Annotated in this window: 23 protein-coding genes, 1 tRNA gene and 1 pseudogene; 17 read left to right on the forward strand and 8 right to left on the reverse strand. The window is 39.3% G+C overall.

Annotated features, from left to right (window positions below; translation table 11 throughout):
- Positions 1-42 precede the first annotated feature (42 nt).
- The 4 genes from HMPREF9088_RS05875 to HMPREF9088_RS05890 are packed head-to-tail and all read left to right on the forward strand — an operon-like array spanning position 43 to position 2,930.
- Positions 43-774 carry an amino acid ABC transporter ATP-binding protein gene (locus HMPREF9088_RS05875; protein WP_007208246.1) on the forward strand — a complete coding sequence of 244 codons (732 nt, stop codon included), beginning with the start codon at positions 43-45 and terminating at the stop codon, positions 772-774.
- 15 nt (positions 775-789) lie between these two features.
- A complete protein-coding gene (locus HMPREF9088_RS05880; protein WP_007208247.1) occupies positions 790-1,596 on the forward strand; it encodes a transporter substrate-binding domain-containing protein in 807 nt (268 codons plus the stop codon).
- Between the two features lie 14 nt (positions 1,597-1,610).
- Positions 1,611-2,258 (forward strand): amino acid ABC transporter permease, encoded by a 648-nt coding sequence (locus HMPREF9088_RS05885; RefSeq protein WP_007208248.1) that lies wholly within the window; start codon positions 1,611-1,613, stop codon positions 2,256-2,258.
- A 15-nt stretch (positions 2,259-2,273) separates the two neighbouring features.
- Positions 2,274-2,930: an amino acid ABC transporter permease gene (locus HMPREF9088_RS05890; protein WP_007208249.1), complete on the forward strand. Its 657-nt coding sequence runs from the start codon at positions 2,274-2,276 to the stop codon at positions 2,928-2,930.
- Positions 2,931-3,122: 192 nt separating this feature from the next.
- Here the strand turns inward: HMPREF9088_RS05890 and HMPREF9088_RS12535 are convergent, their stop codons facing one another.
- From HMPREF9088_RS12535 to HMPREF9088_RS05915, 6 genes and pseudogenes are all read right to left on the reverse strand, one after another.
- Positions 3,123-3,254 (reverse strand): hypothetical protein, encoded by a 132-nt coding sequence (locus tag HMPREF9088_RS12535; RefSeq protein ID WP_276326767.1) that lies wholly within the window; start codon positions 3,252-3,254, stop codon positions 3,123-3,125.
- 86 nt (positions 3,255-3,340) lie between these two features.
- Complete coding sequence (locus HMPREF9088_RS05895; protein ID WP_007208251.1) at positions 3,341-3,595, reverse strand: hypothetical protein; 255 nt, start codon at positions 3,593-3,595, stop codon at positions 3,341-3,343.
- Between the two features lie 221 nt (positions 3,596-3,816).
- Positions 3,817-4,098 (reverse strand): DUF5960 family protein, encoded by a 282-nt coding sequence (locus tag HMPREF9088_RS05900; RefSeq protein WP_007208252.1) that lies wholly within the window; start codon positions 4,096-4,098, stop codon positions 3,817-3,819.
- A complete protein-coding gene (locus tag HMPREF9088_RS05905) occupies positions 4,095-4,499 on the reverse strand; it encodes a hypothetical protein (RefSeq protein ID WP_040366533.1) in 405 nt (134 codons plus the stop codon). Before HMPREF9088_RS05905 ends, HMPREF9088_RS05900 begins: the two co-directional genes overlap by 4 nt.
- A pseudogene (locus HMPREF9088_RS05910) lies at positions 4,492-5,864 on the reverse strand (Y-family DNA polymerase). Before HMPREF9088_RS05910 ends, HMPREF9088_RS05905 begins: the two are co-directional and overlap by 8 nt.
- Positions 5,865-5,991: 127 nt before the next feature.
- Positions 5,992-6,075 (reverse strand) — tRNA-Leu (locus HMPREF9088_RS05915).
- Positions 6,076-6,200: 125 nt separating this feature from the next.
- Here HMPREF9088_RS05915 and HMPREF9088_RS05920 point away from each other — a divergent pair.
- On the forward strand, positions 6,201-6,395 hold the full coding sequence (locus tag HMPREF9088_RS05920; protein ID WP_040366534.1) for a hypothetical protein: 195 nt from the start codon (positions 6,201-6,203) through the stop codon (positions 6,393-6,395).
- Between the two features lie 143 nt (positions 6,396-6,538).
- Here HMPREF9088_RS05920 and HMPREF9088_RS05925 read toward each other — a convergent pair whose 3' ends face one another.
- Positions 6,539-7,147 carry a TetR/AcrR family transcriptional regulator gene (locus HMPREF9088_RS05925; protein ID WP_007208257.1) on the reverse strand — a complete coding sequence of 203 codons (609 nt, stop codon included), beginning with the start codon at positions 7,145-7,147 and terminating at the stop codon, positions 6,539-6,541.
- Between the two features lie 172 nt (positions 7,148-7,319).
- Between HMPREF9088_RS05925 and HMPREF9088_RS05930 the strand changes: the two genes are divergently transcribed.
- From HMPREF9088_RS05930 to HMPREF9088_RS05960, 7 genes are all read left to right on the forward strand, one after another.
- A complete protein-coding gene (locus HMPREF9088_RS05930; protein ID WP_007208258.1) occupies positions 7,320-11,546 on the forward strand; it encodes a 2-hydroxyacyl-CoA dehydratase in 4,227 nt (1,408 codons plus the stop codon).
- Positions 11,547-11,664: 118 nt separating this feature from the next.
- The gene (locus HMPREF9088_RS05935) at positions 11,665-12,591 is read left to right on the forward strand and encodes a dihydroorotate oxidase (protein ID WP_007208259.1); all 927 of its coding nucleotides are present in this window, start codon (positions 11,665-11,667) and stop codon (positions 12,589-12,591) included.
- A 13-nt stretch (positions 12,592-12,604) separates the two neighbouring features.
- Positions 12,605-13,111: a GNAT family N-acetyltransferase gene (locus HMPREF9088_RS05940; protein ID WP_007208260.1), complete on the forward strand. Its 507-nt coding sequence runs from the start codon at positions 12,605-12,607 to the stop codon at positions 13,109-13,111.
- Between the two features lie 62 nt (positions 13,112-13,173).
- Positions 13,174-13,377 (forward strand): hypothetical protein, encoded by a 204-nt coding sequence (locus tag HMPREF9088_RS05945; protein WP_007208261.1) that lies wholly within the window; start codon positions 13,174-13,176, stop codon positions 13,375-13,377.
- Between the two features lie 87 nt (positions 13,378-13,464).
- Complete coding sequence (locus HMPREF9088_RS05950) at positions 13,465-14,328, forward strand: hypothetical protein (RefSeq protein WP_007208262.1); 864 nt, start codon at positions 13,465-13,467, stop codon at positions 14,326-14,328.
- Positions 14,325-15,299 carry a hypothetical protein gene (locus tag HMPREF9088_RS05955; RefSeq protein ID WP_007208263.1) on the forward strand — a complete coding sequence of 325 codons (975 nt, stop codon included), beginning with the start codon at positions 14,325-14,327 and terminating at the stop codon, positions 15,297-15,299. The genes HMPREF9088_RS05950 and HMPREF9088_RS05955 overlap by 4 nt, the downstream gene beginning before the upstream one ends.
- Positions 15,300-15,397: 98 nt before the next feature.
- Positions 15,398-16,120: a methyltransferase domain-containing protein gene (locus HMPREF9088_RS05960; RefSeq protein WP_007208264.1), complete on the forward strand. Its 723-nt coding sequence runs from the start codon at positions 15,398-15,400 to the stop codon at positions 16,118-16,120.
- Between the two features lie 43 nt (positions 16,121-16,163).
- Here HMPREF9088_RS05960 and sstT read toward each other — a convergent pair whose 3' ends face one another.
- Positions 16,164-17,444 carry a serine/threonine transporter SstT gene (sstT, locus tag HMPREF9088_RS05965; RefSeq protein WP_040367301.1) on the reverse strand — a complete coding sequence of 427 codons (1,281 nt, stop codon included), beginning with the start codon at positions 17,442-17,444 and terminating at the stop codon, positions 16,164-16,166.
- Between the two features lie 418 nt (positions 17,445-17,862).
- Here sstT and HMPREF9088_RS05970 point away from each other — a divergent pair, with 418 nt between their 5' ends.
- The 5 genes from HMPREF9088_RS05970 to HMPREF9088_RS05990 all read left to right on the forward strand — a co-directional run bounded on the left by HMPREF9088_RS05970 (position 17,863) and on the right by HMPREF9088_RS05990 (position 23,157).
- A complete protein-coding gene (locus HMPREF9088_RS05970; RefSeq protein ID WP_007208266.1) occupies positions 17,863-19,515 on the forward strand; it encodes a peptide ABC transporter substrate-binding protein in 1,653 nt (550 codons plus the stop codon).
- 24 nt (positions 19,516-19,539) lie between these two features.
- Positions 19,540-20,628 (forward strand): dipeptide epimerase, encoded by a 1,089-nt coding sequence (locus HMPREF9088_RS05975; RefSeq protein ID WP_007208267.1) that lies wholly within the window; start codon positions 19,540-19,542, stop codon positions 20,626-20,628.
- Positions 20,625-21,512, forward strand: coding sequence for a C40 family peptidase (locus HMPREF9088_RS05980; RefSeq protein WP_007208268.1), 888 nt, complete (start codon positions 20,625-20,627; stop codon positions 21,510-21,512). Before HMPREF9088_RS05975 ends, HMPREF9088_RS05980 begins: the two co-directional genes overlap by 4 nt.
- 17 nt (positions 21,513-21,529) lie before the next feature.
- On the forward strand, positions 21,530-22,291 hold the full coding sequence (locus HMPREF9088_RS11450) for a serine hydrolase (RefSeq protein WP_052607485.1): 762 nt from the start codon (positions 21,530-21,532) through the stop codon (positions 22,289-22,291).
- A 68-nt stretch (positions 22,292-22,359) separates the two neighbouring features.
- Positions 22,360-23,157 (forward strand): GNAT family N-acetyltransferase, encoded by a 798-nt coding sequence (locus tag HMPREF9088_RS05990; protein ID WP_007208270.1) that lies wholly within the window; start codon positions 22,360-22,362, stop codon positions 23,155-23,157.
- Positions 23,158-23,259: the final 102 nt, after the last annotated feature.

The following is a 23,259-nucleotide window of genomic DNA, read 5'->3' on the forward strand; positions in this document are numbered from 1 at the left end:
ATATTAAAATAAAATTAATAAACGAAAAACGGAGGCGTTCTAATGATTGAATTTAAGAATGTAGAAAAGTATTACGGCAAATTCCATGCACTAAAAAATATTAATTTAGCGATTGAAGATGGGGAAGTCGTGGTTATCATTGGGCCATCTGGTTCAGGAAAGAGCACAATGTTACGTACCATTAATGGACTAGAGACTATCACTTCAGGTGAATTGTTAATTAATGGAACCAACATTTTAAGTAAGGAAACAAAATTAACTGAGATTCGTAAAAATATTGGAATGGTTTTTCAACATTTTAATTTATACCCAAATAAGACTGTAATGGAAAATATTACTTTAGCACCATTAAAAGTATTAAAACAGTCTGAATCTGAGGCGAATGCAATGGCAGAGCGATTGTTAAAACGAGTGGGTATGTGGGATAAAAAAGACTCTTATCCATCTATGTTATCAGGTGGTCAACAACAACGGGTAGCCATCGCTAGAGGATTAGCCATGAAACCAGATGTCTTATTATTCGATGAACCGACTTCTGCACTAGATCCAGAAATGATTGGTGATGTTCTTGATGTTATGAAAAAATTAGCCAAAGAAGGCATGTCGATGATTGTTGTTACCCATGAAATGGGCTTTGCGCGTGAAGTTGCCGATCGGATTATTTTTATGGCTGAAGGGGAAGTACTTGAAGATAGTCGTGATGTCAAAGGATTCTTTGCTAATCCAGGAGAAGAAAGAGCGCAACAATTTATTAGTAAGGTAATCAATCACTAGGAGGAGGGCGTTCAGATGAAAAAAATATATACTATGTTGCTCCTCTTAGCCACAGTCATAACATTGGGTGCCTGTAAAAGCTCTAGTGCCGCTTCACAAGATATTTTAACGACGGCTAAGGAAACCAATCAAATTGTATGGGGAGTTAAAAATGATACCAAACTTTTTGGTTTGATGGACATTTCATCACGAGAAGTGAAGGGGTTTGATATTGATATTGCCAAGGCGATTACTGAAGAAATTTTGGGACGTGATGGCAATGCAGTCTTCGTCGAGGTGACATCGAAGACACGGATTCCATTGCTGAAAAACGGAAACATTGATGCGATTATTGCTACGATGACCATTACTGATGAACGGAAAAAGCAAGTTGATTTCTCAGATGTCTATTTTGATGCTGGGCAATCTCTCTTAGTAGCCAAAGGAAGTCCGATTACGAATGTTAAAGATTTGACAGCCAACGACACAGTATTAGTCGTGAAAGGCTCGACTTCCGCTGATAATATTCGTAAAGCAGCACCTGATGTGAAAGTATTAGAAATGGAAAATTATTCAGAAGCATTTACGGCGTTGCAGGCAGGACAAGGTGACGCAGTTTCAACGGATAATGCGATTTTGTTAGGAATGGCTAGTGAAAATGACAACTATACTTTAGTTGGTGGTACGTTCACCAATGAGCCTTATGGAATTGCTATCAATAAAGGACAAGAATCGTTTTTAAATGCCGTTAATGATGCATTACGTACATTGGATACAAATGGAACCTATGACAAAATCTATGACAAATGGTTCCCTAATGATGACAGTGGGAAAGCTGAATAAGGAGGAAAACGTACATGCTTGAATTATTTCAAAACAATGCATCGTTATTTATAGATGGATTCAAATACACCATTCTTGCAAGCTTCATCGCATTGATTGCAAGTTTGATTATCGGAACATTGATGGCGATTTTACAATTGTCCAAAAACAATGTAATACGACGACTAGCCAAAGCGTATGTCGAATTTTTTAGAAATGTGCCTTTGCTAATTATTGTGATGATTTTTTATGTCGTAATTCCTCTTTATTTGGTTCCTTTTGATGGGTTTCAAGCTGGAACGATTGGTTTAACGATTTATACATCGGCGTTTATTGCAGAAACAGTTCGTTCAGGGATCCAAACAGTCCACTCAGGTCAGATGGAAGCAGGCTTATCTTCGGGATTTACCTATTGGCAAACAATGCGCTACATTGTGTTACCACAAGCATTTAAAATTGTGATTCCGCCACTAGGAGGACAATTTATTAATTTGATTAAAAATTCTTCTATTTTGGCAATGGTTGCAGGGCTAGATATTATGTACCAAGGTGATTTGATTGCTAGTACGACGTTTAATACCTTCGATACATATATCATTGTGGGTATTTTCTATCTAATTTTAACATTGCCATTGTCATATTATATGAGCTATTTAGAGAAAAAATGGGCGGTGCGCTCGTAGAAAGGGGGAGAACAAATGAGTTTTTTCGATGCTTTTTCGTTTATTAATTTGCGTTTCTTATTGGACGGTTTGATCGTAACCATTGAAGTTTCGCTCGTTTCAATTATTTTGAGTTTCTTATTTGGGGCAATTATGGGGACACTTCGTTTTTCAGCGATTCCCTTTGTTTCACGAATTGTCGGTCTAATCGTCGATATTATCCGTAATTTACCGTTGTTATTGATCATCTTCTTTACATACTTTGCTTTGCCACAGATAGGGATCAAATTTGACATCTTTTGGTCAGCAGTCATCGCTTTAACAATTTTTGAATCCGCGATGCTCTCAGAAATTTTCCGTGCCGGTCTAAATGCGGTGCCTAAAGGTCAAATGGAAGCTGGCTTATCTACAGGATTGACCTATCTGCAAGTGATGTTCTCCATTATGATTCCGCAAGCGTTTCGTTCAATGGTGCCAGCAATTGTCAGTCAGTTAATTTCTCTTGTAAAAGATACATCGCTAGCAGTCATTATCTCTTTACCTGAATTTACGCATAATGCAAAGATTATTTATGGTCAAAATTCAAACTATGTTATTCCTATGTACGTCGCATTGACGTTGGGTTATTTTGTTATTTGTTATTTGTTATCCTTGCTCTCTAAATACTTCGAAACCAAGCGGTATTCTTATTAAGCGAGTAACAACCCTTTATACAAAAACAGAGCGTCCTTATTAGGGATGCTCTGTTTTTGTATAATAAAGAACTTCTTTGGTGTCAAAGCCTGCTTCAATGTTCAGCGGTCTTCGTATAATTGAGTGACTGCGCTAAATCTAAAAATGCCTCTAGCTTATGAACGTCTATCAGAGTTCCTTTCAAGTAGTGTGCTACCATTGATCTTTTTGTTTGTCCTTTTGTGTATCTTGAATACCATGTTTTACTCCTAGTCGGATAATACCGTATAAAACAAAAGCCCCAATCAAGTAGTAAATTAAGCCAATACCCATACTCATCATCATTTTTATCACTTCCTTATTAAAAATCGGCAGAGACACTCTGTCCGTTGAGAAAAAAAGCAAGAGTGACAGGATAAGACAGCCATCATTTAAAGGCTATGATAAAGCTTCAGTCCATTTTTTAAAGAGACAGCAAATGCACCAGCTACCAGTAAAATCATCGGTACGGTGGCAAATAAAGAGCGATTGATTTCGTTGGTAGACATCATGTATTCATCACCAGTTGCTGGAAACAAAAGATAGGAAAGTGTATCCCATAGCGTATGAAAAAAAATAAGAAAAGTAATAAATGAAATAAGGGCAAGTAACAGCCAAAAGACAACAAAAAAATTCGTTTTTTTCATTCTTTTTCCTCCTTTTTAGTCCTCTTCATTATACCTTACAAGCCAAATTACGTCACTTCTGTAAGTGGATGACAGGAATCGAACCTGCACCGAAACGTTAGTAAATGATTGTGCTGTGCTGAAACACAATCATTCGTATGGAAACACCAAGTTCATCCACAAAAACATCATACAAAGCAATCATTAGGTCAAACTTAAAAAAGAGAAAGAAAACATAAAGCTCAAGTATATAAATCCATCCCTAAATAATGATAGACTTTCATTTCTTTGTACTCATTAATTGTATCTATGCGAAAGTAAAAGATATGGTCCTTACGATCAATACATTTGTAACTAGGAATTTTAAAGTGCGTAATCTGTCGTTTGTCCATTAGATGCAACAGTTCATCTTGTAAGGCAAAAAAGGGGATTTCTGTCACAACATAATTGGTAAAGTCTTTTGTAAATTGCTCTGCATTATTAGTGAAATAATCAAACGACAATGATCGATTGGTTAAGCTCATCTTAGATCACTCCATTTTGAATCAGATAAGAAAGCGACATATTTGATAGTAGTTACATCAAGTATGTCCATTTTTTGGGCGTCAGTCAGTAAAAATAGACTACTATCCTCGATACCCATCACAATTCCTGTTAATAAACAATCACTTTGTCCTTCTGCTACTAACACATTGAGTTGTAGTTGGACAGGGCGGCGCTGTTGGTAGCTTTCAAATAAAATAACAAGACAATCTTGTGTCGTCATTGCTTGGTAGCGAGGGACGATGGTCGTGCGTTCATTTTTATCTAGTTGCATCTGTGCTGTATGTTCACTTAAATAAAAGCCTAACCACTTCATTGTGCCGCGGTCGGTATACGAACGAACATAGGGATCAGGATGGTACGACATAAAGGACTCAGCCATGAGAAACATCTTCTTTTTTCAGTGGGGAAAGACCATCTAGACCACCAGCTCCACCGGCATGACCACCAACTAAATTCGCCCGCTTTAAACTACGCGCATCGGGTAGTAGCGAGCTTGACCGCATGATGCTTGAAAAACCATACTTTTCACGAATACGATCCAAAATCACTTCTAAGTCTTCCTCTTTTTGCTGCGTGATAGGTTCGTCAAATAAAGTCAACTGCGTACCGTTAGCAGGCACGAGCTTGCCGTAGCTGACACCAATTTGGCGAATCTTACTAGTTCCATCGTAAAACTTATGAAATAAATGAAGGAGCGATTCTGCTAATGGCTTAGAAGCGTTGGTCGCATCAACTTTCATTTGGCGGCTGAATCCTTTCGTAGATTCATCGCGACTATAGCCGATAAAGAGATGGATGGATGTTGTTTTTAACTGTTTCCGACGAATACGAATCGAGACTTGTTCCGCCATTTCACGAATAACAACAAGCAATTCTGAACTGGTATAATCTTTAGGTAAAATTTGGCTATTGCCAATCGTTGTTTCTTTTGGCACATAGCGTTCGGACAACTTGGTGCGGTCAATTCCATTGGCATGGTGATACAGCTGCAAGCCAATCACGCCAAAGGTTTGCTGCAACAATTGCGGAGAACTATTGGCTAATTCATGAACCGAAGAGATCCCTAAGCGATGCAATCTTGCCGCCGTGCGATGCCCGATACCCCAAAAATCTGTTAGTTGTGGTATCTGCCATACTTTTTCGGCCACATCACTATAGTTCCAAGATGCTCGTAGGGAAGGAGCCGTTTTTGCTTCGTTATCGAGTGCTAATTTGGCGAGTAACGGATTGCTATTGGACATCCCTACCGTAGAAAAAATCCCTGTTTTTTTTGGATGTCTTGTTGTATGCGATCACAGACAATCGCTAGTTTTGTTTTTCGGTCTAATACACCCGGGACAAAGTAATTTAATGAACGTGACAAGTCAATCAAACCTTCATCAATAGAATACCAGAGAATATCTTCATCTGGGGCATAGTTTTGTAATACATGCTGAATTTTTAAGTTTTCTTGAATGTAATAATTCATGCGAGGAGGGGCGATAATCAGATTTTTCATTGCAGGATTCTCCCCAACTGTCGGTAAATCCCATCTACGAGTCACATTTTTGATACCTAATTTTTTTTTGGCCATCGGAGAGCTCGCTAAGATTAAACCGGACGTATTATCTGTAGTACTCATAACGATTAAGAGATGCTTTAGAGGATGAAGTCCACGAGCTACCAATTCACAGCTGGCATAAAAACTTTTCATATCGATAAAAGCATAATCTCCTGTAGGCTCCAGTTCGTATTTGAAATTCATGTTCTATGCCTCCAATCTATTTCTTATACCCATTATACAAACGTATGTTCGCTTTTGTAAAGAGAAAATAAAAAAAGACGAACACAACCTTCAGAAGAGAAGATGATGCTCATCTAATGAACCTGTATGCGGCCAAGAAGACTCGAACTTCCACGATATTGCTATCACTAGCGCCTGAAGCTAGCGCGTCTGCCAATTCCGCCATGACCGCGAGAAACTAGTATTAGTATAAGACGATTTTATAACAATAGCAATAAAAGGCTTTTAAATGTGCAAAAAAGTGCTATGATAATATTAGATAGCGTTTTCATTATAGCTGGGTTTGGGGGAATCCTTATGAAACTAGTTTTTGCTTCACTAGCTGCACTTGTTGTGTTCATGTGTTTGATGTTTGCTGTTGTCTCTGTCGTTAGTAGGGAAAATATTGGTGAAGGCGTGTTAGTTGGTGGCGTTGGTATTGGTATTTTACTTGTACATTTGTATAGCATCGATACCCCAAAGCTACTTTGGGAAGATGAAGAAGACGGATAATCTATTTAAAGGAGTGTGACGAAAATTTGTCACACTCCTTTAATATGAATAAATGATCTACAAAAGCGTAATCAAGTTGCGCATGCTTTTCGAAATTTCTGGGATTATCGCTCGAAGCTAAACACGTTTGTCAATTCCTCTTTTTAATGATCGACTTCAATTCCTAAAACGGTTAAGTGTCCATTACCGACTAACTTAATGACCAATTTGGCTAAACTATTCGCATCCATAGTCGTATCCGCAGTAATCCACCAATGAAGCGTCGCAAAGAAAATAGAAGTTATATATTCAATAATAAAATCAATTGGGACTTCTAAATCATTTTCCGTAATTTTTAAGCGTGAGAAAATATGTGCATACTGGACTTCTAGAATTGCTTGGATTTGTTTGCGTAAGCGCTGGTCATCAGAAGACTCTAAAATAGTAATGAAAAAGACTTTGTTTTCTTTGATTTGTTGATAAATATTTGTCAAAACAAATTCCACTTGTTTTAATTTTAAACGATTGCCTTTTACGATTTGATCTGGATCAAGAACGGAGACAAAGACATTCATGGTTGAGTGAAAAATAGAATCATATAAATCTTGCTTGTTTTTGAAGTGAGCATAGAAGGTTGCTCGATTAATCATGGCCTCATCCGCTATTTCTTGCACAGTCAAATCATCGTAGCCACGTTCTTCCACTAAGCGAATAAAGGCTTCAATAATCATTTTATGCGTTCGTTTAACACGTAAATCGACTTTTTTCATCATTTTTCTCCTCCTTTTTCCGACACACGCTTTAAATTGTTGTTTATCTCACAGATTCCTATTCTTTGATTGTTGCATTTTTTTAGGAATATCACTACACTTTACGTGAATAGTATAACAAACGCGCTGTTGGATATTCAACATTTGTTGGAAATTTTAAAGGTAGGTGACAACGATGCACGTATATGCTGGTATAGATGTAGGCTCTACCACAGTTAAAATGATGGTAATCAATCAAGAAAAGAACGAATTGTATTCTTGCTATGAACGTCATTATTCAGATGTGAAAAAGGCAACAAAAAAAATGATTCGTGCAGCTTTGAAAGAAATCGGCGACCAAGATGTTGCCCTTACTATTACAGGATCTGGTGGAATTGGGCTTGCAGAGAGTTGCGAATTAGCCTTTATCCAAGAAGTCATCGCTTGTACGCGTACAGTAGAAGAACTCATTCCTCAAACCGATGTGGTGATTGAACTAGGCGGAGAAGATGCCAAGATTACTTTTTTTGAAGGCTCCTTGGAACAACGGATGAATGGAACGTGCGCTGGTGGGACAGGTGCATTCATTGACCAAATGGCCTCATTATTAGATACGGATGCAAGTGGTCTAAATGAGCTTGCAAAACACGCAACGACGATATACCCGATTGCTTCTCGATGTGGCGTATTTGCAAAAACGGATATTCAGCCTTTACTTAATGAAGGAGCAGCAAAAGAAGATATTGCAAAAAGTATTTTCCAAGCGGTCGTCAATCAGACAATCGCTGGACTTGCATCTGGTCGTAAAATCAAAGGAAATGTAGCCTTTCTAGGAGGACCACTCTATTTCCTATCAGAGTTAAGGCAACGATTTATTGATACATTAGACTTGTCGATGGATCAGGTCATCTTTCCTGAGCAATCTCAACTTTTTGTCGCATATGGCGCAGCGCTTTTTGCCCAAGAAGAGAAAAAAACTATGCGATTAAGCGAATTTATAGACAAGTTAGAGACGAATCCACAAAGCGCCAAACAAAGTGATACCTTAGCGCCCTTATTCGCAGACGAGGCTGCCAGAGAGGCATTTGTTGCTCGTCACGAAAAAGCCACCGTAAAAGAACGCGAATTAGATACCTATGAAGGACGCGCCTTTTTAGGAATTGATGCCGGATCAACTACCACGAAAGTAGCATTGATTGATGAACAGGGTGCACTTTTGTACTCTTGGTATGGTAGCAATGAAGGACAACCATTAGAGACGACGATTGCGATTTTGACCGAATTGTACCAACAGCTCCCTACAGCGGTCACGATTGCGAAAGCCGCAGTCACGGGCTACGGTGAGCACTTGATTAAGCATGCCTTAAAAGTCGATATTGGTGAAGTCGAGACCATGGCGCATTATAAAGCTGCTAATTTCTTCTTGCCAGGTGTTGATTTTATTTTAGATATTGGCGGTCAAGATATGAAGGCTATGACGATCAAAGATGGCGCACTATCTGCCATTCAATTAAATGAAGCTTGCTCTTCAGGGTGTGGGTCGTTTATTGAGACCTTCGCTAAATCCTTGCATTATCCTTTAGAAGAATTTGTCCAAGGTGCGATTGTTGCGGCTCATCCAGTTGACTTAGGCTCTCGCTGTACAGTCTTTATGAATTCAAAAGTGAAGCAAGTCCAAAAAGAAGGGGCATCAGTCGGCGATATCGCAGCAGGACTCGCTTATTCCGTCATTAAAAATGCTATATACAAAGTAATCAAAGTGCGTCGACCTGAGCAATTAGGTGAACGGATCGTCTGTCAAGGAGGGACATTTTACAATGATGCTGTCTTACGCGCATTTGAATTAGTGACTGGTCGAACAGTCATCCGTCCTAATATCGCTGGATTAATGGGAGCCTTTGGTGCGGCATTGATTGCAAAGGGCGCTTATCAAGAAGGGGAGCATACGACCTTATTAACAGCTAATGAATTAGCGACCTTTGAAGCAACGAAAGAGCTCACACATTGCGGTCTCTGTGAAAACAACTGTTTACTAACGATTACGCTATTTTCAGATGGTCGTCAATTTATCACAGGGAATCGCTGCGAGCGCGGTGCACGGATCAAAATTAATCGTGAAGACCGCAAAGTCAATCTATATGACTATAAGTTAAAGCGGATATTCAAGTATCGTTCCTTGCGAAAAAAAGAAGCCATTCGCGGAGAAATTGGCTTACCTCGAGTGTTAAATATGTATGAAAACTATCCGCTATGGCACACGTTTTTTACGGACTTAGGCTTTAGAGTCGTCTTATCGCCACATTCGACCAAAGAATGCTACGAGAAGGGGATTGATACCATCCCTAGCGATACCGTCTGTTACCCAGCTAAACTGGTGCATGGACATATCCAGACATTGATTGAGCAACAAGTACCAATTATTTTTTATCCTAGTATTATTTTTGAGCAAAATGAAGGACAAGCGGCGGATAATCACTTTAACTGTCCTATTGTTCAAAGCTACCCTGATTTGATTCGGATGAATGTGGAAGAAATTCGCTCTGGTGCAGTCGATTACCGCAATCCTTTCTTAAATCTAGCAGATGAATCATCCATGATTGCTACCTTGACTGCTACGTTTGCTGACTTGCAACTATCAAGAGGAGATATCACTAAAGCATTGCAGCATGGATTTACAGAACTAGCAGCCGCAAAACAAGACATTCAAACGAAAGGTGAAGAAACCATTGCGATGCTAATGCAGACGAATCAAAATGGCATCGTGCTATCTGGTAGACCGTATCATCTTGATCCGGAAATCAATCATGGCATCGCAGAAGTACTTACACAAGAAGGCTTTCACGTCTTAACCGAAGACAGCATCGCACACTTGGCTGAAGTCAAGTCTCTACGTGTGGTGAACCAGTGGATGTATCATTCACGTCTCTATGCAGCCGCACATGTCGTGGCCAAATGCCCGCAATTAGAAATGGTCCAGCTAAATTCATTTGGCTGTGGGATTGACGCAGTGACTACAGATCAAGTAGCTGAGATTATGGAACAAGCAGGCAAACTGTATACTGTCTTAAAAATTGACGAAGGCGCAAACTTAGGCGCAGTCCGTATTCGTGTACGCTCGCTAAAAGCTGCGCTCCGTGCTCGTGAAAAAACGACCCATGCTCCTACTCATACAGCGAACCTACCGGAAAAAATTGTGTTTACGAAAGATATGCGCAAAAAGCATACGCTGCTTATGCCTATGCTCAGCCCAATCCATCAAAATGGCTTGTTTGACGTGGCGATGCGGGCATCGGGCTACCATATCGTGGGGCTCCCCGATGATGAAAGCGTGATTGACACTGGCTTACAATATGTAAACAACGACGCGTGCTACCCGGCAATTATTTCGATTGGTCAACTAATCAAAGCCTTGCAAAGTGGAGAGTATGATTTAGATAATGTTAGCGTGCTGATGAGCCAAACAGGTGGGGGCTGCCGGGCCACCAATTATATTCCACTGTTACGTAAAGCATTAAAAGAAGCAGGGTTTGAGAATGTTCCGGTCGTTTCCCTTTCCTTTGGTAATCAAGGAGTCGAAACCAATCCGGGCTTCACCTATTCCTACAAGATGATAAAACGAGTCTTACTAGCTGTTTTATATGGTGATTTATTTGAACGCTTGGTATATCGAGTACGACCGTATGAAGTCAAATCTGGTAGTACGGATCAATTACACCAAGCATGGCTCGAAAAAGTTGCAGCCAATGTCCAAAATGGCTCACTCACACAATTTAATCGTACCATTAAAAAAATCATCCATGATTTTGATGAACTGCCTATCAAGGACTGCCAAAAGCCAAAAGTGGGAGTTGTCGGCGAAATTTTGGTCAAGTATTCACCGATTGCCAATAATAATATTGTTCGCTTGCTTGAGTTAGAAGGGGCAGAGGTCGTTGTTCCTGACATACTAGGGTTTATGAACTATTCCTTATACAATCAAATCTGGAAAGAACAACACCTTGGAATGTCAGTAAAGAGCAAGCGGACAGCGCAAGTCTTATTGAAACTAGTAAGTGTCGTCGAACAACCTTTAAATCGTGCCTTACAAGATTCAACTCGTTTTTGTCCATCTTCTCCGATTGAAGAGTTAGCTACAAAAGCAAGTCGGGTCTTATCGATTGGGAACCAGACGGGGGAAGGATGGTTTTTGACAGCCGAAATGATTGAGCTACTGGACGAAGAGGTCGATAACATTGTTTGCTTGCAACCATTTGGCTGTCTGCCGAACCACATTGTAGGCAAAGGGGTGCTTAAAGAACTACGGGCACGCTATCCTCAAGCCAATATCGCTCCAATTGATTATGATCCAGGTGTTTCGATTGTCAACCAGTTAAATCGCATTCGTCTCATGCTATCAACAGCGAAAAAAAGAGTCCAATCTTAAACTAGAAAGCCGATGGAGCGAATCTGTCTAAAAAAAAACAGATTCGCTCCGCCATTTTTTGTATTGCCATCTAGCTGTAAAAAAGCTACACTTAGAAAAACTAAGGGAGAGAATTGTTATGCTAAAAACTGTTTTTGCCAATCATGAACTTGAAAATCCATTTATGAATGCGTCAGGGGTCCATTGTATGACCACAGAGGAATTGAATGAACTGTATCATTCTTCAGCGGGTGCGTTTATTACAAAAAGCTGTACGCCGCTACAACGGACAGGCAATCCCGAACCACGCTATATAGATCTACCAAATGGCAGCATCAACTCAATGGGCTTGCCGAATAAAGGTTTTGACTATTATCTTGATTACGTCACTCACACACCGTATCGTAAATTGTGCTTTTTTTCTATCTCTGGGATGAGTGCTGCCGAAAATTTAGATATGTTGCGCCGACTTGAAACTAGCTCCTTTGATGGCGTGACTGAACTAAACCTCTCTTGTCCGAATGTCCCTGGTAAGCCTCAGCTAGCCTATGACTTTGAGCAGACAGAACGATTGCTAACACAAGTGTTTGACTTCTACCGAAAACCACTAGGAGTCAAATTGCCGCCTTATTTTGACTTTGCCCACTTTGATCAAATGGCTGACATTTTAAATCAATTCCCGCTAACTTATGTCAATACGATTAATTCAGTCGGAAACGGCCTTGTGATTGACCCAGACCTCGAGCAAGTCGTTATTAAACCCAAAAATGGTTTTGGCGGCCTAGGTGGACCTCTCATTAAAGCGACTGCACTAGCCAATGTCCGTGCTTTTGCAACGCGTTTAAATAGCGAGATAAAAATTATCGGCACAGGGGGTATTACCAATGGCCAAGATGCCTTTGAACATCTCCTATGTGGCGCAAGTGTTCTACAAGTCGGAACCCAACTACACAAAGAAGGTCCCACTATTTTTGATCGTCTGGCTCGCGAGTTGTCTGATATTATGAAGAAAAAAGGCTACGCGGCTATTGATGAATTTAGAGGAAAACTAAAAGATCTTTCTTAGGAGGAATACCAAGATGCAGCTAAGAAAAGCAACGGAAAAAGATTTGCCAACCATTATGGCAATTATTGCTGATGGTATTCACGCACTAGCCCAACAACAATCTCCACAATGGCAAAATGGTCATGGCCCAAGAGAAGAACAATTTCTAGCTGATATTCGTCATGGCTGGACATATGTCCTTGAAGAAGAGACCATCGTAGCAGTAGCATCAATCATCCCTGGCATCGATCCGGTGTATGAAGCAATTGACGGGCGATGGCTTATGCCTACAGACTCGTATGTATCGATCCATCGCTTTGCGGTCAAGTCTACCACGGCCAATAAAGGACTAGGGAAACGCTTTTTAGCTAGCTTAGTTGCACAATGTGTTACTGATGGTATCACAGATATTCGCATCGATACACATCGCCTGAATATCAGGATGCAAAAAGTCGCCCTAGCTTGTGGCTTTGTTTGCTGTGGTGAGGTCGTCTTTCCGATTCCGGATGGTAAACGGTTAGCCTATCAGTGGCAAAATTAACCAAAACCCCTTGTCAATCGCAAATGCACTTGATAAGATAAACGAGAAAAGGATGGTGCCCAGTGAAAAAACGTCAAAAAAAGAAACAAGCGTATAAAAACTACATTCAAGCAATCTTTGAAGGCTATGAAACAATGCTCGAAAACCCAGATGTCCAGGAATTAGTCTTTACGTATTTGAAAGAAGAAACACGTTTAACAAGAGATGAACAAAAACAAATTCATTTTTTTGACACGCGATGTAACTGCTTAAGCAATCATTCATGATAAAGGAAGGAAAAGGGATTGTTTTCAATCCCTTTTTTTCGTGTTTGATGATAAAATAAAAGGGTAAATTATAAAGGAGGTCTAAGCATGACGGAAGAAGAAGCTAGAGAATATAAAGAAGATGCGGCAGTCGATACGAATTTCGAAGCAATTAAAGATGTCGCCTCACAAAACATTGGGTCTATGCTTAAGGATTTAACCGAGTTTGAAGAAGCCATTCGAACAGAAAATATCCCCGCTATTTACCGAATTTATAAGGGCCGCTTGCATCAAGAATTGAAAAATACTGCCAATAAAGATCATGAAATTGACGGGTTGCTGATGAAGAAATTGCATGACAGCTTTTTACAAGCCTTTCCTTTTATGAAATTAACGCAAAAAGTCAATCCAACTGTGCAATACTATCAATTAGGAAATTATTACCATGAGCGTCCAACAATTGGTTTAGATGCCAGTATTCCAGAGATTTTTGTCTTACCAGAGATTGAAGAAGAGTGGCAAACGCAACAGTCAGATGTAGACAATCCGCTAACAGCTGTAGAAAAGCAAATGGACGCGTTGACTGCTCGCTCAATCACAGCGGAGTCGGAATTAGTGGAAGTAGACGAGCAACTCCAAACATTGCGACAAACACTTGAAGAAAAGAAAGAAGCTTCAAAAGGCTTTTTTAATCGTTCAAAAACAGATGAGGATGTGGCAGAACTAACGCAGCAAATCGGAAAGTTAACTGCTCATCAAGAAGAGTTGCAACGGTTTGTAAACGACAAACAACAACTAGCCAACCAAAAAGAAAAATTAATGAATCATTATCAAGCATTGCGGTTACAGCGTGCCATTATTACCAAAGAATTGCGCTTAATCAACCGCCAGTTTGACTCATTTTCTTCTATGAGTACGCAACTTCAAGCCTTTATGAAAGAATATTTAGATGAGAGGGGGGTGCGCGGATGAGTGAAAAAGACACAGACGTTACAGTAGAAGTGGTCAAAAAACAAATTTTGACCGTCGATGAACAAAGTAGTGATGAAACGACGTATGAGGCCACGCAACAACCTGCTGTTGATGACACTGCAGATTCTTACTATCTGTTTAAAGAACAAGAGCATGAAGAAATTTTGCAATATATTCAATCGGCAGAAGAAGAACTTGCTGACTTGAAATTACGAAAATTATTGATCGAAGCTGACTTTGATTCTTTATTAGATGGCTACAATCAATTTTTCGTTCATGATACCGCTATTTCAGCGATCGCAAGAGCGAATCTTTTGGACTACTTCACGTATGAGCTATTAAAGCCATTGCGTACGATTGAATTGGCGAAAGCTGATGCCTTTAACACTTGGCAAACCAAGCATTTTTTAACGAATTATCGTGTGAATGATGCACACCAATTAGTGTTAAACTTTAAAATGAATGTTGTTGACAATCGTTTTGAAACAACCTACTTGCCATTAATTGTCATAGATACGCAGGCGATGAAAGTGACCGTATCAGAAAAAGATGTCTTAGAGCTAATCCGTCTTTGGCATGTAGAAAAGGTCTTTTCAAGAAATCAGCTGTCACTCATCAACTATGATTTGAACAGTTTGTTGACACACTTTAAGTCGCTTGGCTTTGAAGTATTGCCTAACTTTTTAGATAACTCGAATTCATTACTGGTGCACCTTACTACTCAAGTAACCATTAGTACGTACATTTTAGATGAAATCTTTATAACAACGATGGAAGACGCTGATTACGAATTTGAAAAAGATGAGGATCAGAAATACACCATTCTCTTAAATCAAAATCAATCTGTCAGCTTTGACTTGAATCAAACACCAGTCATGTTAACGATTGATTCCAATACTCGGAAGCGATCAATACTGGATTTTTTTACACATTATCCCTTTTTGGTGCCACTGATTGTGAAGGCCTCATGATGGAACAATAACTAACCAAGACATGTATGAGCAATCAGCCAACTTTTTTCTCTCAAGCTGACTGATTGCTCACATATTCTTGTTTAAGGAGGGTGATAATGGATTACTTGGAAGAACAGCGACAATTTTGGGATGAGTTTGCGGATGAGTATTATGAAATCCAACAAGAATCATTTACAACAATTGTAGAAGATGTCGCGCAATATTTGCTTGAAACCAACTGTTTACCTTGTCAATTATTTGTCGATATTGCAGGTGGTTATGGCAAATACTTACCCGCGATTGCCCCATATGTCACTCAATACTTGCTAGTCGACTTTTCGGCTAATATGCTAAAGCAAGCTACCCATACCAATGATAACGTGCAATACATCCAATGCGATCAACAAACATTTTGTGCAAACTCCAATCCAGATCAATATGAGCTCGTCTTTTCGGCGATGAATCCAGCATTGAATACACTACAGCAGCTAAATGATTTGTTGCGGATGACGAAAAACCAACTTATTTTATTGCAAGTGGTTGACGATCAAGATACTGTCTTCACGCCATTAGAGCAATTTGTGTCAAATAACGTTGCCCCAGCCATTCTCGAAAAATTTAAAAAATGGCTTGAAAAAGAGGGTATTCCTTGGGTGAATAAAACCTTCTCCTATCAACGAGAAGAACCCGTTACAAAAATATTTGTACAGGATTATTTTAAAGAAGAACAACAAAAAAATCCTGCTTTGAAAGAAAAAATTGCTACATTGTTTGTCGATAGTGAAACAATTACAGCGACCCATAAAATTACCTTCGAATTACTAAGAATACTAAAATAAGCTCACTATCCGAGAGTGCACGTTTCGGATAGTGAGCTTATTTTTAATCGTTATCTAATGAAAAGTTCGTATCAGATAATTGAGTTGCTTGAGCGATCTTCACTCGCTTATTCACGTCGACAGGTTTACCCGCTTTATTTAAATCATAAAATTCAGCCGTAGCCGCAAATAACAAATCACTTGCTGAATTGACCGCGGTCTCCACGGAATCTTGAATCACGCCAATAATAAATCCAACACCCACAACTTGCATAGCCGTATCATTCGGAATATTAAATAAGCTACATGCCAAAGGAATCAGTAGGAGACTACCACCGGCAATACCTGAGACACCTGTAGCAGAGATAGCCGATAATAGACACAATAGAAAAGCTAATGTGATAGGGATTTGCATATCTAGCGTATGTGCAGCTGCTAACGTCATAACGGAAATGGTAATCGCTGCACCACCACTATTGGCTGTTGCTCCAAGTGGAATCGAAATTGAGTACGATTGACGATCAAGACCTAATTTTTCAGCTAATTCCATATTAATTGGAATATTGACAGCTGAGCTACGAGTGAAGAACGCTGGAATGCCACTTTCTTTCATCGTGTAAAAAGTTAATGGAAATGGATTTTGTCTGAGAAGTAAAAACACCATTAATGGATAAACAACAAATGCCACAAAGAGCATCGTACCCACGACAAGCAAAATAATTTTTAAGTAAGCAGCCATACCGCTTAAGCCAATTTCAGAAATAGTCGAAAAGACTAGCCCGACAATTCCTAATGGTGCAAATAAAATGACGCCTTGGATTGCTTTTGAGATTACTTCAGAGATATCAGATAAGACTTTTTTTGTCCCTTCACTTGCATGACGGAAACCTAGACCAAGGACACAGCCCCATAATAACAATGCTAAATAATTACCTTCTGAAATCGCGCTAATTGGATTGGCTACTGCATTGGTTAAAATGCCGCTTAAAATTTCTTGTAAATTATCTGGCGCTGTTTGGTTTTTTACAGCTTCAGGTAACACAAGACTCACTTTAAAGAGGTAACTAGCGACTACAGCAGTCAGTGCCGCAATAAATGTTGCTAGAAAGTACAAGACGATAACGGTCTTCATATGTGTCTTGGTCCCTTTTTTGTGTTTCGCCAAAGAATCAATAATCAAGAAGAAGACTAAAAGAGGTGCGATAGCTTTTAGAGCACCAATAAATAAATCACCTAAAATCGTTATAAAAGACCAAGAAGGTACCAACGTCCCTAAAATTGCTCCGATAATAATGCCACAAACAATTTGTTGAATCAGGCTTAGTCGCTGGATCTGTTGCCACAATTTCATAATTTAACCCCATTCTGTTTAATTTTATTTCTCAAATTATAGCAAAGAATAGTAGAGATAGACATACCTTTATTAAAAAAAGATGAATTAGATGAAAGAAATGCTAATAAAATAAGGTGACAGATAGAAAAAAGAAAACATTATTATCAATAATGAAAAATACGAACAAAAAAACGAAAAAAAAGAGGTTTCCCATTTCGCTACATAAAAAATGAAATAGTTGAAATCCTTTATATATCAGTGTTTTTATTGAATGATTTGTGAATAAAAGACCGAAAATGATGCTAGGAAACGGACTAGCATCATTTTCAGCAATTTGTCAATGGGTGGTGCTGGTTGACTATTTTGTTATTTTTAATTAGAATTTAATGAAAATAAGTTAATAAAATAAAAAAATCTAGGGGGATTTGCAATGAAAAAAGGGAGTATGTCTCGAATCGGTTTTTCGATTCTCGGTTTAGCCTTATTAGGCGGGTGTTATAATAATCAATCAAGCACAGGAACTTCTACATCCAGTGAAACAAAGCAAGAATTTACACAATTGATCGGTTCTGAGTTGGCAACTGCAGATACATCGCTCGCAACAGATACATTAAGCTTTTATATGATTAATAACTATGATGAAGGCTTGTATCGTTTAGATGAAGACAACCAAGCCGTTCCAGCAGGAGCAGAAAGTTTAGCAGATGTGTCGGCTGATGGCAAGACGTATACAGTAAAATTACGTCAAGATGCAACATGGTCCAATGGTGATAAAGTAACTGCCAAAGATTATGTCTATGGTTGGCAACGAACTGTTGATCCAAAAACGGCATCACAATATGCATTTATGTTCTCGAATGTTGTCAATGCTGATGATATAGCCGATGGAAAAAAAGATGTCTCTGAACTTGGGATCAAAGCAGTAGACGACTATACATTAGAGATTACCTTAAACAAAGCAACACCTTATTTTTCATCACTGTTAGCTTTTCCATCATTCTTCCCACAAAATCAAAAATATATCGAAGAGCAAGGTACAAACTATGCATCAACAAGTGACCATTTAATCTTTAATGGACCATTTAAATTAGAAGGTTACGATGGACCTGGTATCGACACAGAATGGAAATTAGTAAAAAATGATACTTATTGGGATAAGAAGAATGTTAAATTATCTACTATTAATTTCTCAGTAGTCAAAGAGACGTCAACTGCTTATAATATGTTTGAAGACGGACAAGCCCAAGATATCTCACTAACTGGCGAGCTAGCCAAGCAAAAAGCAGATGACAAAGAATACGTTGCCGAACCACTTGCTGCTACTTTCTATGTGGAATTCAATCAAGCAGCCAGCGATTCACCATACCGCAATGCAAACTTGCGCAAAGCCATTTCATATGCAATCGATCGTGCAAGCCTAGTTGACAATATTCTAGGTAATGGCTCAGTCGTATCGACTGGTTTGGTGCCATCAGGAATGTCTTATAATTCTGAAACCAAAGCTGACTTCACCAAAGATGCGAATCTATCATTGGATTATGACCAAGCAAAAGCCAAAGAATACTGGGAAAAAGCAAAATCAGAATTAGGAATTACATCGTTAAGCTTTGATTTCCTTTCATCTGATACCGATGCAACGAAACAAGTTACTCAATACATGAAAGCTCAAATCGAAGATACTTTGTCAGGCGTTACGGTTAACTTAACACCGGTACCTGGTACTGTTCGACTTGATCGTGTAAACTCTGGAGATTTCCAAGTAGCCTTAAACAATTGGGTAGCTGACTACAATGACCCAAGTACGTTCTTGGATTTATTCCTAGAAGACAGCTCTTATAACCGCGGCAAATGGATTAACGCTGATTACAATAAAGCAGTCACAGCAGCGGCAAATGAAGATGCCAATGACGAAACAAAACGTTGGCAAGATATGATCGATGCTGACACCATCTTGAATGATGACATGGGTATCGTTCCATTGTATCAACCAAAAGAAGCGCACTTGCGTTCATCTAGTCTTAAAGGAATCGTAAGTCACCCAGCTGGTGCGCAATATGATTTCAAATGGGCATATATTAAATAACATTAATGAAAAGAGTCGTATCGTATGAAGATTAAAGAAGTTCAAACAGAACTCGTTCCAATTGCACTAAAGACACCATTCAAAACAGCACTGAGAGAAGTGCAGACATTGGATGTTGTACGCGTAAAAATCTATCTGGACAATGGGATTGTCGGTGTGGGGGAAGCTGCACCGACTCCTGCAATTACTGGTGACACGCAAGAAAGCATCTGGCATGATATTACACAATGTTATCGACCGTATTTATCGGGGCGAGAATTGAGCCACCCAATAAATATGTTAACTGAACTAAAAGAACTTGTTCCTCATGCGACAAGTGCAAAAGCAGCGATTGATATCGCTGTTTTTGACGCTCTAGCCAAACAAGCGCAACAACCACTTTATCAATACCTTGGTGGCAAGCAAGCGTCTTTACAAACAGATTACACCATCAGTATCGGCTCAAAGGAAAAAATGGTCGCTGATGCACAAGGCTATGTAAAGCAAGGCTTCACCGAACTAAAAGTCAAAATGGGACTAGATGATCCCGAAGTAGAAGTTGCTAAATTAAAAGCAATGAATCAAGCGCTGGATGGGAAGATTCAATTTCGAATTGATGCAAATCAAGGGTGGGAACCCCGTGAAGCAGTTGAAATTATCCAATCCTGGAAAGGCTTGCCCATTCAATTTATCGAGCAACCCGTGAAAGCACATGATTTGGACGGATTAGCTTTTGTGACGAAAAACAGTACGTTTCCCATTATGGCCGATGAAAGTCTCTATAACTTAGCTGATGCACAAGCATTGATTCAGCACAAGGCTTGTCATATGTTTAATCTAAAATTGATGAAAACGGCAGGCATCCAAGGTGCATTAGAAATTTTTCAATTAGCACAAAAAGAACAAATCCCTTGCATGATGGGCTCAATGATTGAAGGATATGGGGGAATGGCCGCAGCCGTTCATTTTGCAGCAGGTATGAACACACTCGCGTATAACGACTTAGATGTTCCGTTTATGTGGAAGTTAACTGAGCAAGCGAAAAAACAGATGGGTTTTACCATCAGTAAAAATACCTTAACCTTATCCAATCAAGCAGGTGTAGGCATTTGGTTAGAGGAGGGACGAGCATGAAAGAAATCATTCAGAAACGCCATGTTTTTTTATGGAAACGACCAGAAGAAAATGCTGTTTTAACCACGATGAATCAATCCATTAGTGCAGAATTAGGCTTACTTACTGGCAAGGATGCCCTGTTGTTGCATGATGCTGATTTGGTTGATTCAGAGCTAGTCTTCGGCGACCCAGTCGAAGTCTTAACAGAAAAAGATGGCTGGAAAAAAATCGCAGCAATTGGACAAGGGAAAGTAGGAGAAGAGAAAGGGTATGAAGGGTGGATAGAAGCCGAGGATTCTATCCCGCTGACTTATCAGGTAGATGAGGTAGAGAAGGTAGCCATTACGCGCCAGTATGCACCTTTAAAATTTTGTGATGGGTTAGCATCTGAGGTCGAGTATCCCTTTGGCTGTGTCTTTCCAATTATCGAAGAATGGCCTACAAATTACTTGGTTCATACGCCACTTGGGCAAGCAACAATTGATCGGCATTATTGCCAAAAAACAAACGCCTTTACCGGAGAAGATTTAGCAAATAATCTTGTTCACCTAGCGAAACAATTTCGCGGACTCAGCTATGTGTGGGGCGGAATTAGTGGTTCTGGATTTGATTGTTCAGGTTTTGCTTATAGTTTGCATCGAGCACACGGTATTTTGATTGCAAGGGATGCGCATGAACAAGCCTTAGCTGGTAAAAAAGTAACCTTAGAAGAAGCGTTGCCAGGAGATTTACTATTTTTTGCGTATGAAGAGGGAAAAGGATTCATTCATCACGTGGGCGTCTATCTAGGTAGCGATCTCATGATTCACTCCCAAACACCTGGTTCAAAGGTATTAATCACACATATCATTGATACGAACTATCAAAAAGAACTCTGTATGATTCGCAGGTATTGGGAATGATAGTAGAGGAGGACTTAGTGAATGTGTGGCAGGGATTGATTGAAACCTACGCTGAGCAATTAGCTATGGGTATCTTAATACAAGATGGTCAAGACATACTTTTTTCCTACCAAGCAGAAAAACTATTTCCAGCAGCAAGTACCATTAAGCTAGGAATTGCGCTATATATTGCAGAGCATGAAGTCGATACTTCTAAGACCGTAACGCTAAAAACGCGTGTCGCTGGTGCAGGGGTACTCCATTTATTGACTGAAAAATCCACTTGGCAAATAGCTGAACTCATCCAGTTAATGTTGTCTGTTTCGGATAACACAGCAGCGAATGCCTTAATAGACTATTATGGTATGGCAACGATGCAATCTTGGCTACATCATAGATACCCAAGTGCGAACGTGCAACGCTATTTTATGGACTTTCACTCAGATAAACAAAATACACTTTCAGCACATGACGCTACACGAATGATTGCAGACATTTTCAAACCAAAAACTGGCTCAAATCAACACGTGTATGATTTGATGAAAGATTCATTAGCAAACCAACAATTTCGTGAAGGCATATTTGCTAGCGTCACCGAAAAAGATATCCCACAACTACAACTTTATAATAAAAATGGCACATTAGATGGTATTTATCATGATGTGGGCAGAATCGTGTATCAGGAACGCAACTACAACTTTGCCATATTTACCGAGCAAAATACTAATAGCCAACCAATGATTGGTCAACAGTTTTTGCAACAATTTGGGGCTGCATTTTTTGTAAAAATCTTATCATAAATAAAAAGGAGTGTGGCAGACTGTTGTTACACTCCTTTAACGATGATAATCATTATCGGAGGGAACTAATGGATCATTTAACATACACCTATCAAGCAGTTAAACTCGTAACATCTAGTCTATATGAAGACATCCATTCCCTAGAGAGTCGCTGTAGTGAATTTGAAGACATTCAATTGAAATTAGAACTAGATTTCAAGCGACAACAAGCAACTACAACTCCTGATGAAGATGCTACTCTGAATGAATTTCTCTGCTACCAAGGCACTAAACTTGTGGGTTATCTTGGCATTTGCTCATTTAGTGAAGAGGAGCTTGAAGTAAACGGAATGGTCGATCCAAACTATCGCAAACAAGGAATCTTTACACACCTTTTTTCCTTAGCTGATAAAGAAGTTCAGCGAAGACGTACACAAAAAATACTCCTTATTTGCGATAAAAACGGAGCAGAAGGCTTACGATTCATCAAACAAATCCCAACAAACTTTCATCATGCAGAATCTGATATGTATTTGCAAGTAATGCCCAATTTACTCGAATGTTCACCATTTCGTATAGAAGTCACTGAGGCCGATCCAGTAAACCATCGACATGTAGCAAGTTTTCATGGGCAACCGGTTGGCGAAGTTCGCTTAGAAGTTTTGCCTGGTTATGGTGGAATCTATGGGTTGGAAATTTATGAAGAATATCGTGGAAAAAAATTAGGTCGCGAATTATTATTATGGGCCATTCATAAACTGATTGAATTTGATTGCAGGTCAATTTTTTTACAAGTAGATCAAACAAATGAAATCGCACTAAATTTGTATCAGTCGTTGAATTTCAAAGCAATAAATACATTACTTTACTATGAATTAGCAAAATAAGGCCCAAGCCAAAATTTTTCGGGTCAAAAGAGAGGTATTTACGCGAAAAAGGAGGGTGTAGCATCAAAATGAATGATTAAATAGCAGTGATTTTATTTTACT

It is taken from the genome of Enterococcus italicus DSM 15952 (genome assembly GCF_000185365.1).
GTDB classification, from domain to species: Bacteria; Bacillota; Bacilli; order Lactobacillales; family Enterococcaceae; genus Enterococcus_G; species Enterococcus_G italicus.

Excerpts from the sequence above, each read along its gene's own strand:
- HMPREF9088_RS05905 (WP_040366533.1), bottom strand. The coding sequence starts at position 4,499 with ATGGCTGAGTCCTTTATGTCGTACCATCCTGATCCCTATGTTCGTTCG.
- HMPREF9088_RS05950 (WP_007208262.1), top strand. The coding sequence starts at position 13,465 with ATGACGGAAGAAGAAGCTAGAGAATATAAAGAAGATGCGGCAGTCGAT.
- HMPREF9088_RS05990 (WP_007208270.1), top strand. The coding sequence starts at position 22,360 with ATGGATCATTTAACATACACCTATCAAGCAGTTAAACTCGTAACATCT.
- HMPREF9088_RS05885 (WP_007208248.1), top strand. The coding sequence starts at position 1,611 with ATGCTTGAATTATTTCAAAACAATGCATCGTTATTTATAGATGGATTC.
- HMPREF9088_RS05890 (WP_007208249.1), top strand. The coding sequence starts at position 2,274 with ATGAGTTTTTTCGATGCTTTTTCGTTTATTAATTTGCGTTTCTTATTG.
- HMPREF9088_RS05930 (WP_007208258.1), top strand. The coding sequence starts at position 7,320 with ATGCACGTATATGCTGGTATAGATGTAGGCTCTACCACAGTTAAAATG.
- HMPREF9088_RS05880 (WP_007208247.1), top strand. The coding sequence starts at position 790 with ATGAAAAAAATATATACTATGTTGCTCCTCTTAGCCACAGTCATAACA.
- HMPREF9088_RS05900 (WP_007208252.1), bottom strand. The coding sequence starts at position 4,098 with ATGAGCTTAACCAATCGATCATTGTCGTTTGATTATTTCACTAATAAT.
- HMPREF9088_RS12535 (WP_276326767.1), bottom strand. The coding sequence starts at position 3,254 with ATGATGATGAGTATGGGTATTGGCTTAATTTACTACTTGATTGGGGCT.
- HMPREF9088_RS05920 (WP_040366534.1), top strand. The coding sequence starts at position 6,201 with ATGAAACTAGTTTTTGCTTCACTAGCTGCACTTGTTGTGTTCATGTGT.
- HMPREF9088_RS05940 (WP_007208260.1), top strand. The coding sequence starts at position 12,605 with ATGCAGCTAAGAAAAGCAACGGAAAAAGATTTGCCAACCATTATGGCA.
- HMPREF9088_RS05975 (WP_007208267.1), top strand. The coding sequence starts at position 19,540 with ATGAAGATTAAAGAAGTTCAAACAGAACTCGTTCCAATTGCACTAAAG.
- HMPREF9088_RS05960 (WP_007208264.1), top strand. The coding sequence starts at position 15,398 with ATGGATTACTTGGAAGAACAGCGACAATTTTGGGATGAGTTTGCGGAT.
- HMPREF9088_RS05895 (WP_007208251.1), bottom strand. The coding sequence starts at position 3,595 with ATGAAAAAAACGAATTTTTTTGTTGTCTTTTGGCTGTTACTTGCCCTT.
- HMPREF9088_RS05875 (WP_007208246.1), top strand. The coding sequence starts at position 43 with ATGATTGAATTTAAGAATGTAGAAAAGTATTACGGCAAATTCCATGCA.
- HMPREF9088_RS05935 (WP_007208259.1), top strand. The coding sequence starts at position 11,665 with ATGCTAAAAACTGTTTTTGCCAATCATGAACTTGAAAATCCATTTATG.
- HMPREF9088_RS05955 (WP_007208263.1), top strand. The coding sequence starts at position 14,325 with ATGAGTGAAAAAGACACAGACGTTACAGTAGAAGTGGTCAAAAAACAA.
- HMPREF9088_RS05980 (WP_007208268.1), top strand. The coding sequence starts at position 20,625 with ATGAAAGAAATCATTCAGAAACGCCATGTTTTTTTATGGAAACGACCA.
- HMPREF9088_RS05925 (WP_007208257.1), bottom strand. The coding sequence starts at position 7,147 with ATGATGAAAAAAGTCGATTTACGTGTTAAACGAACGCATAAAATGATT.
- HMPREF9088_RS05970 (WP_007208266.1), top strand. The coding sequence starts at position 17,863 with ATGAAAAAAGGGAGTATGTCTCGAATCGGTTTTTCGATTCTCGGTTTA.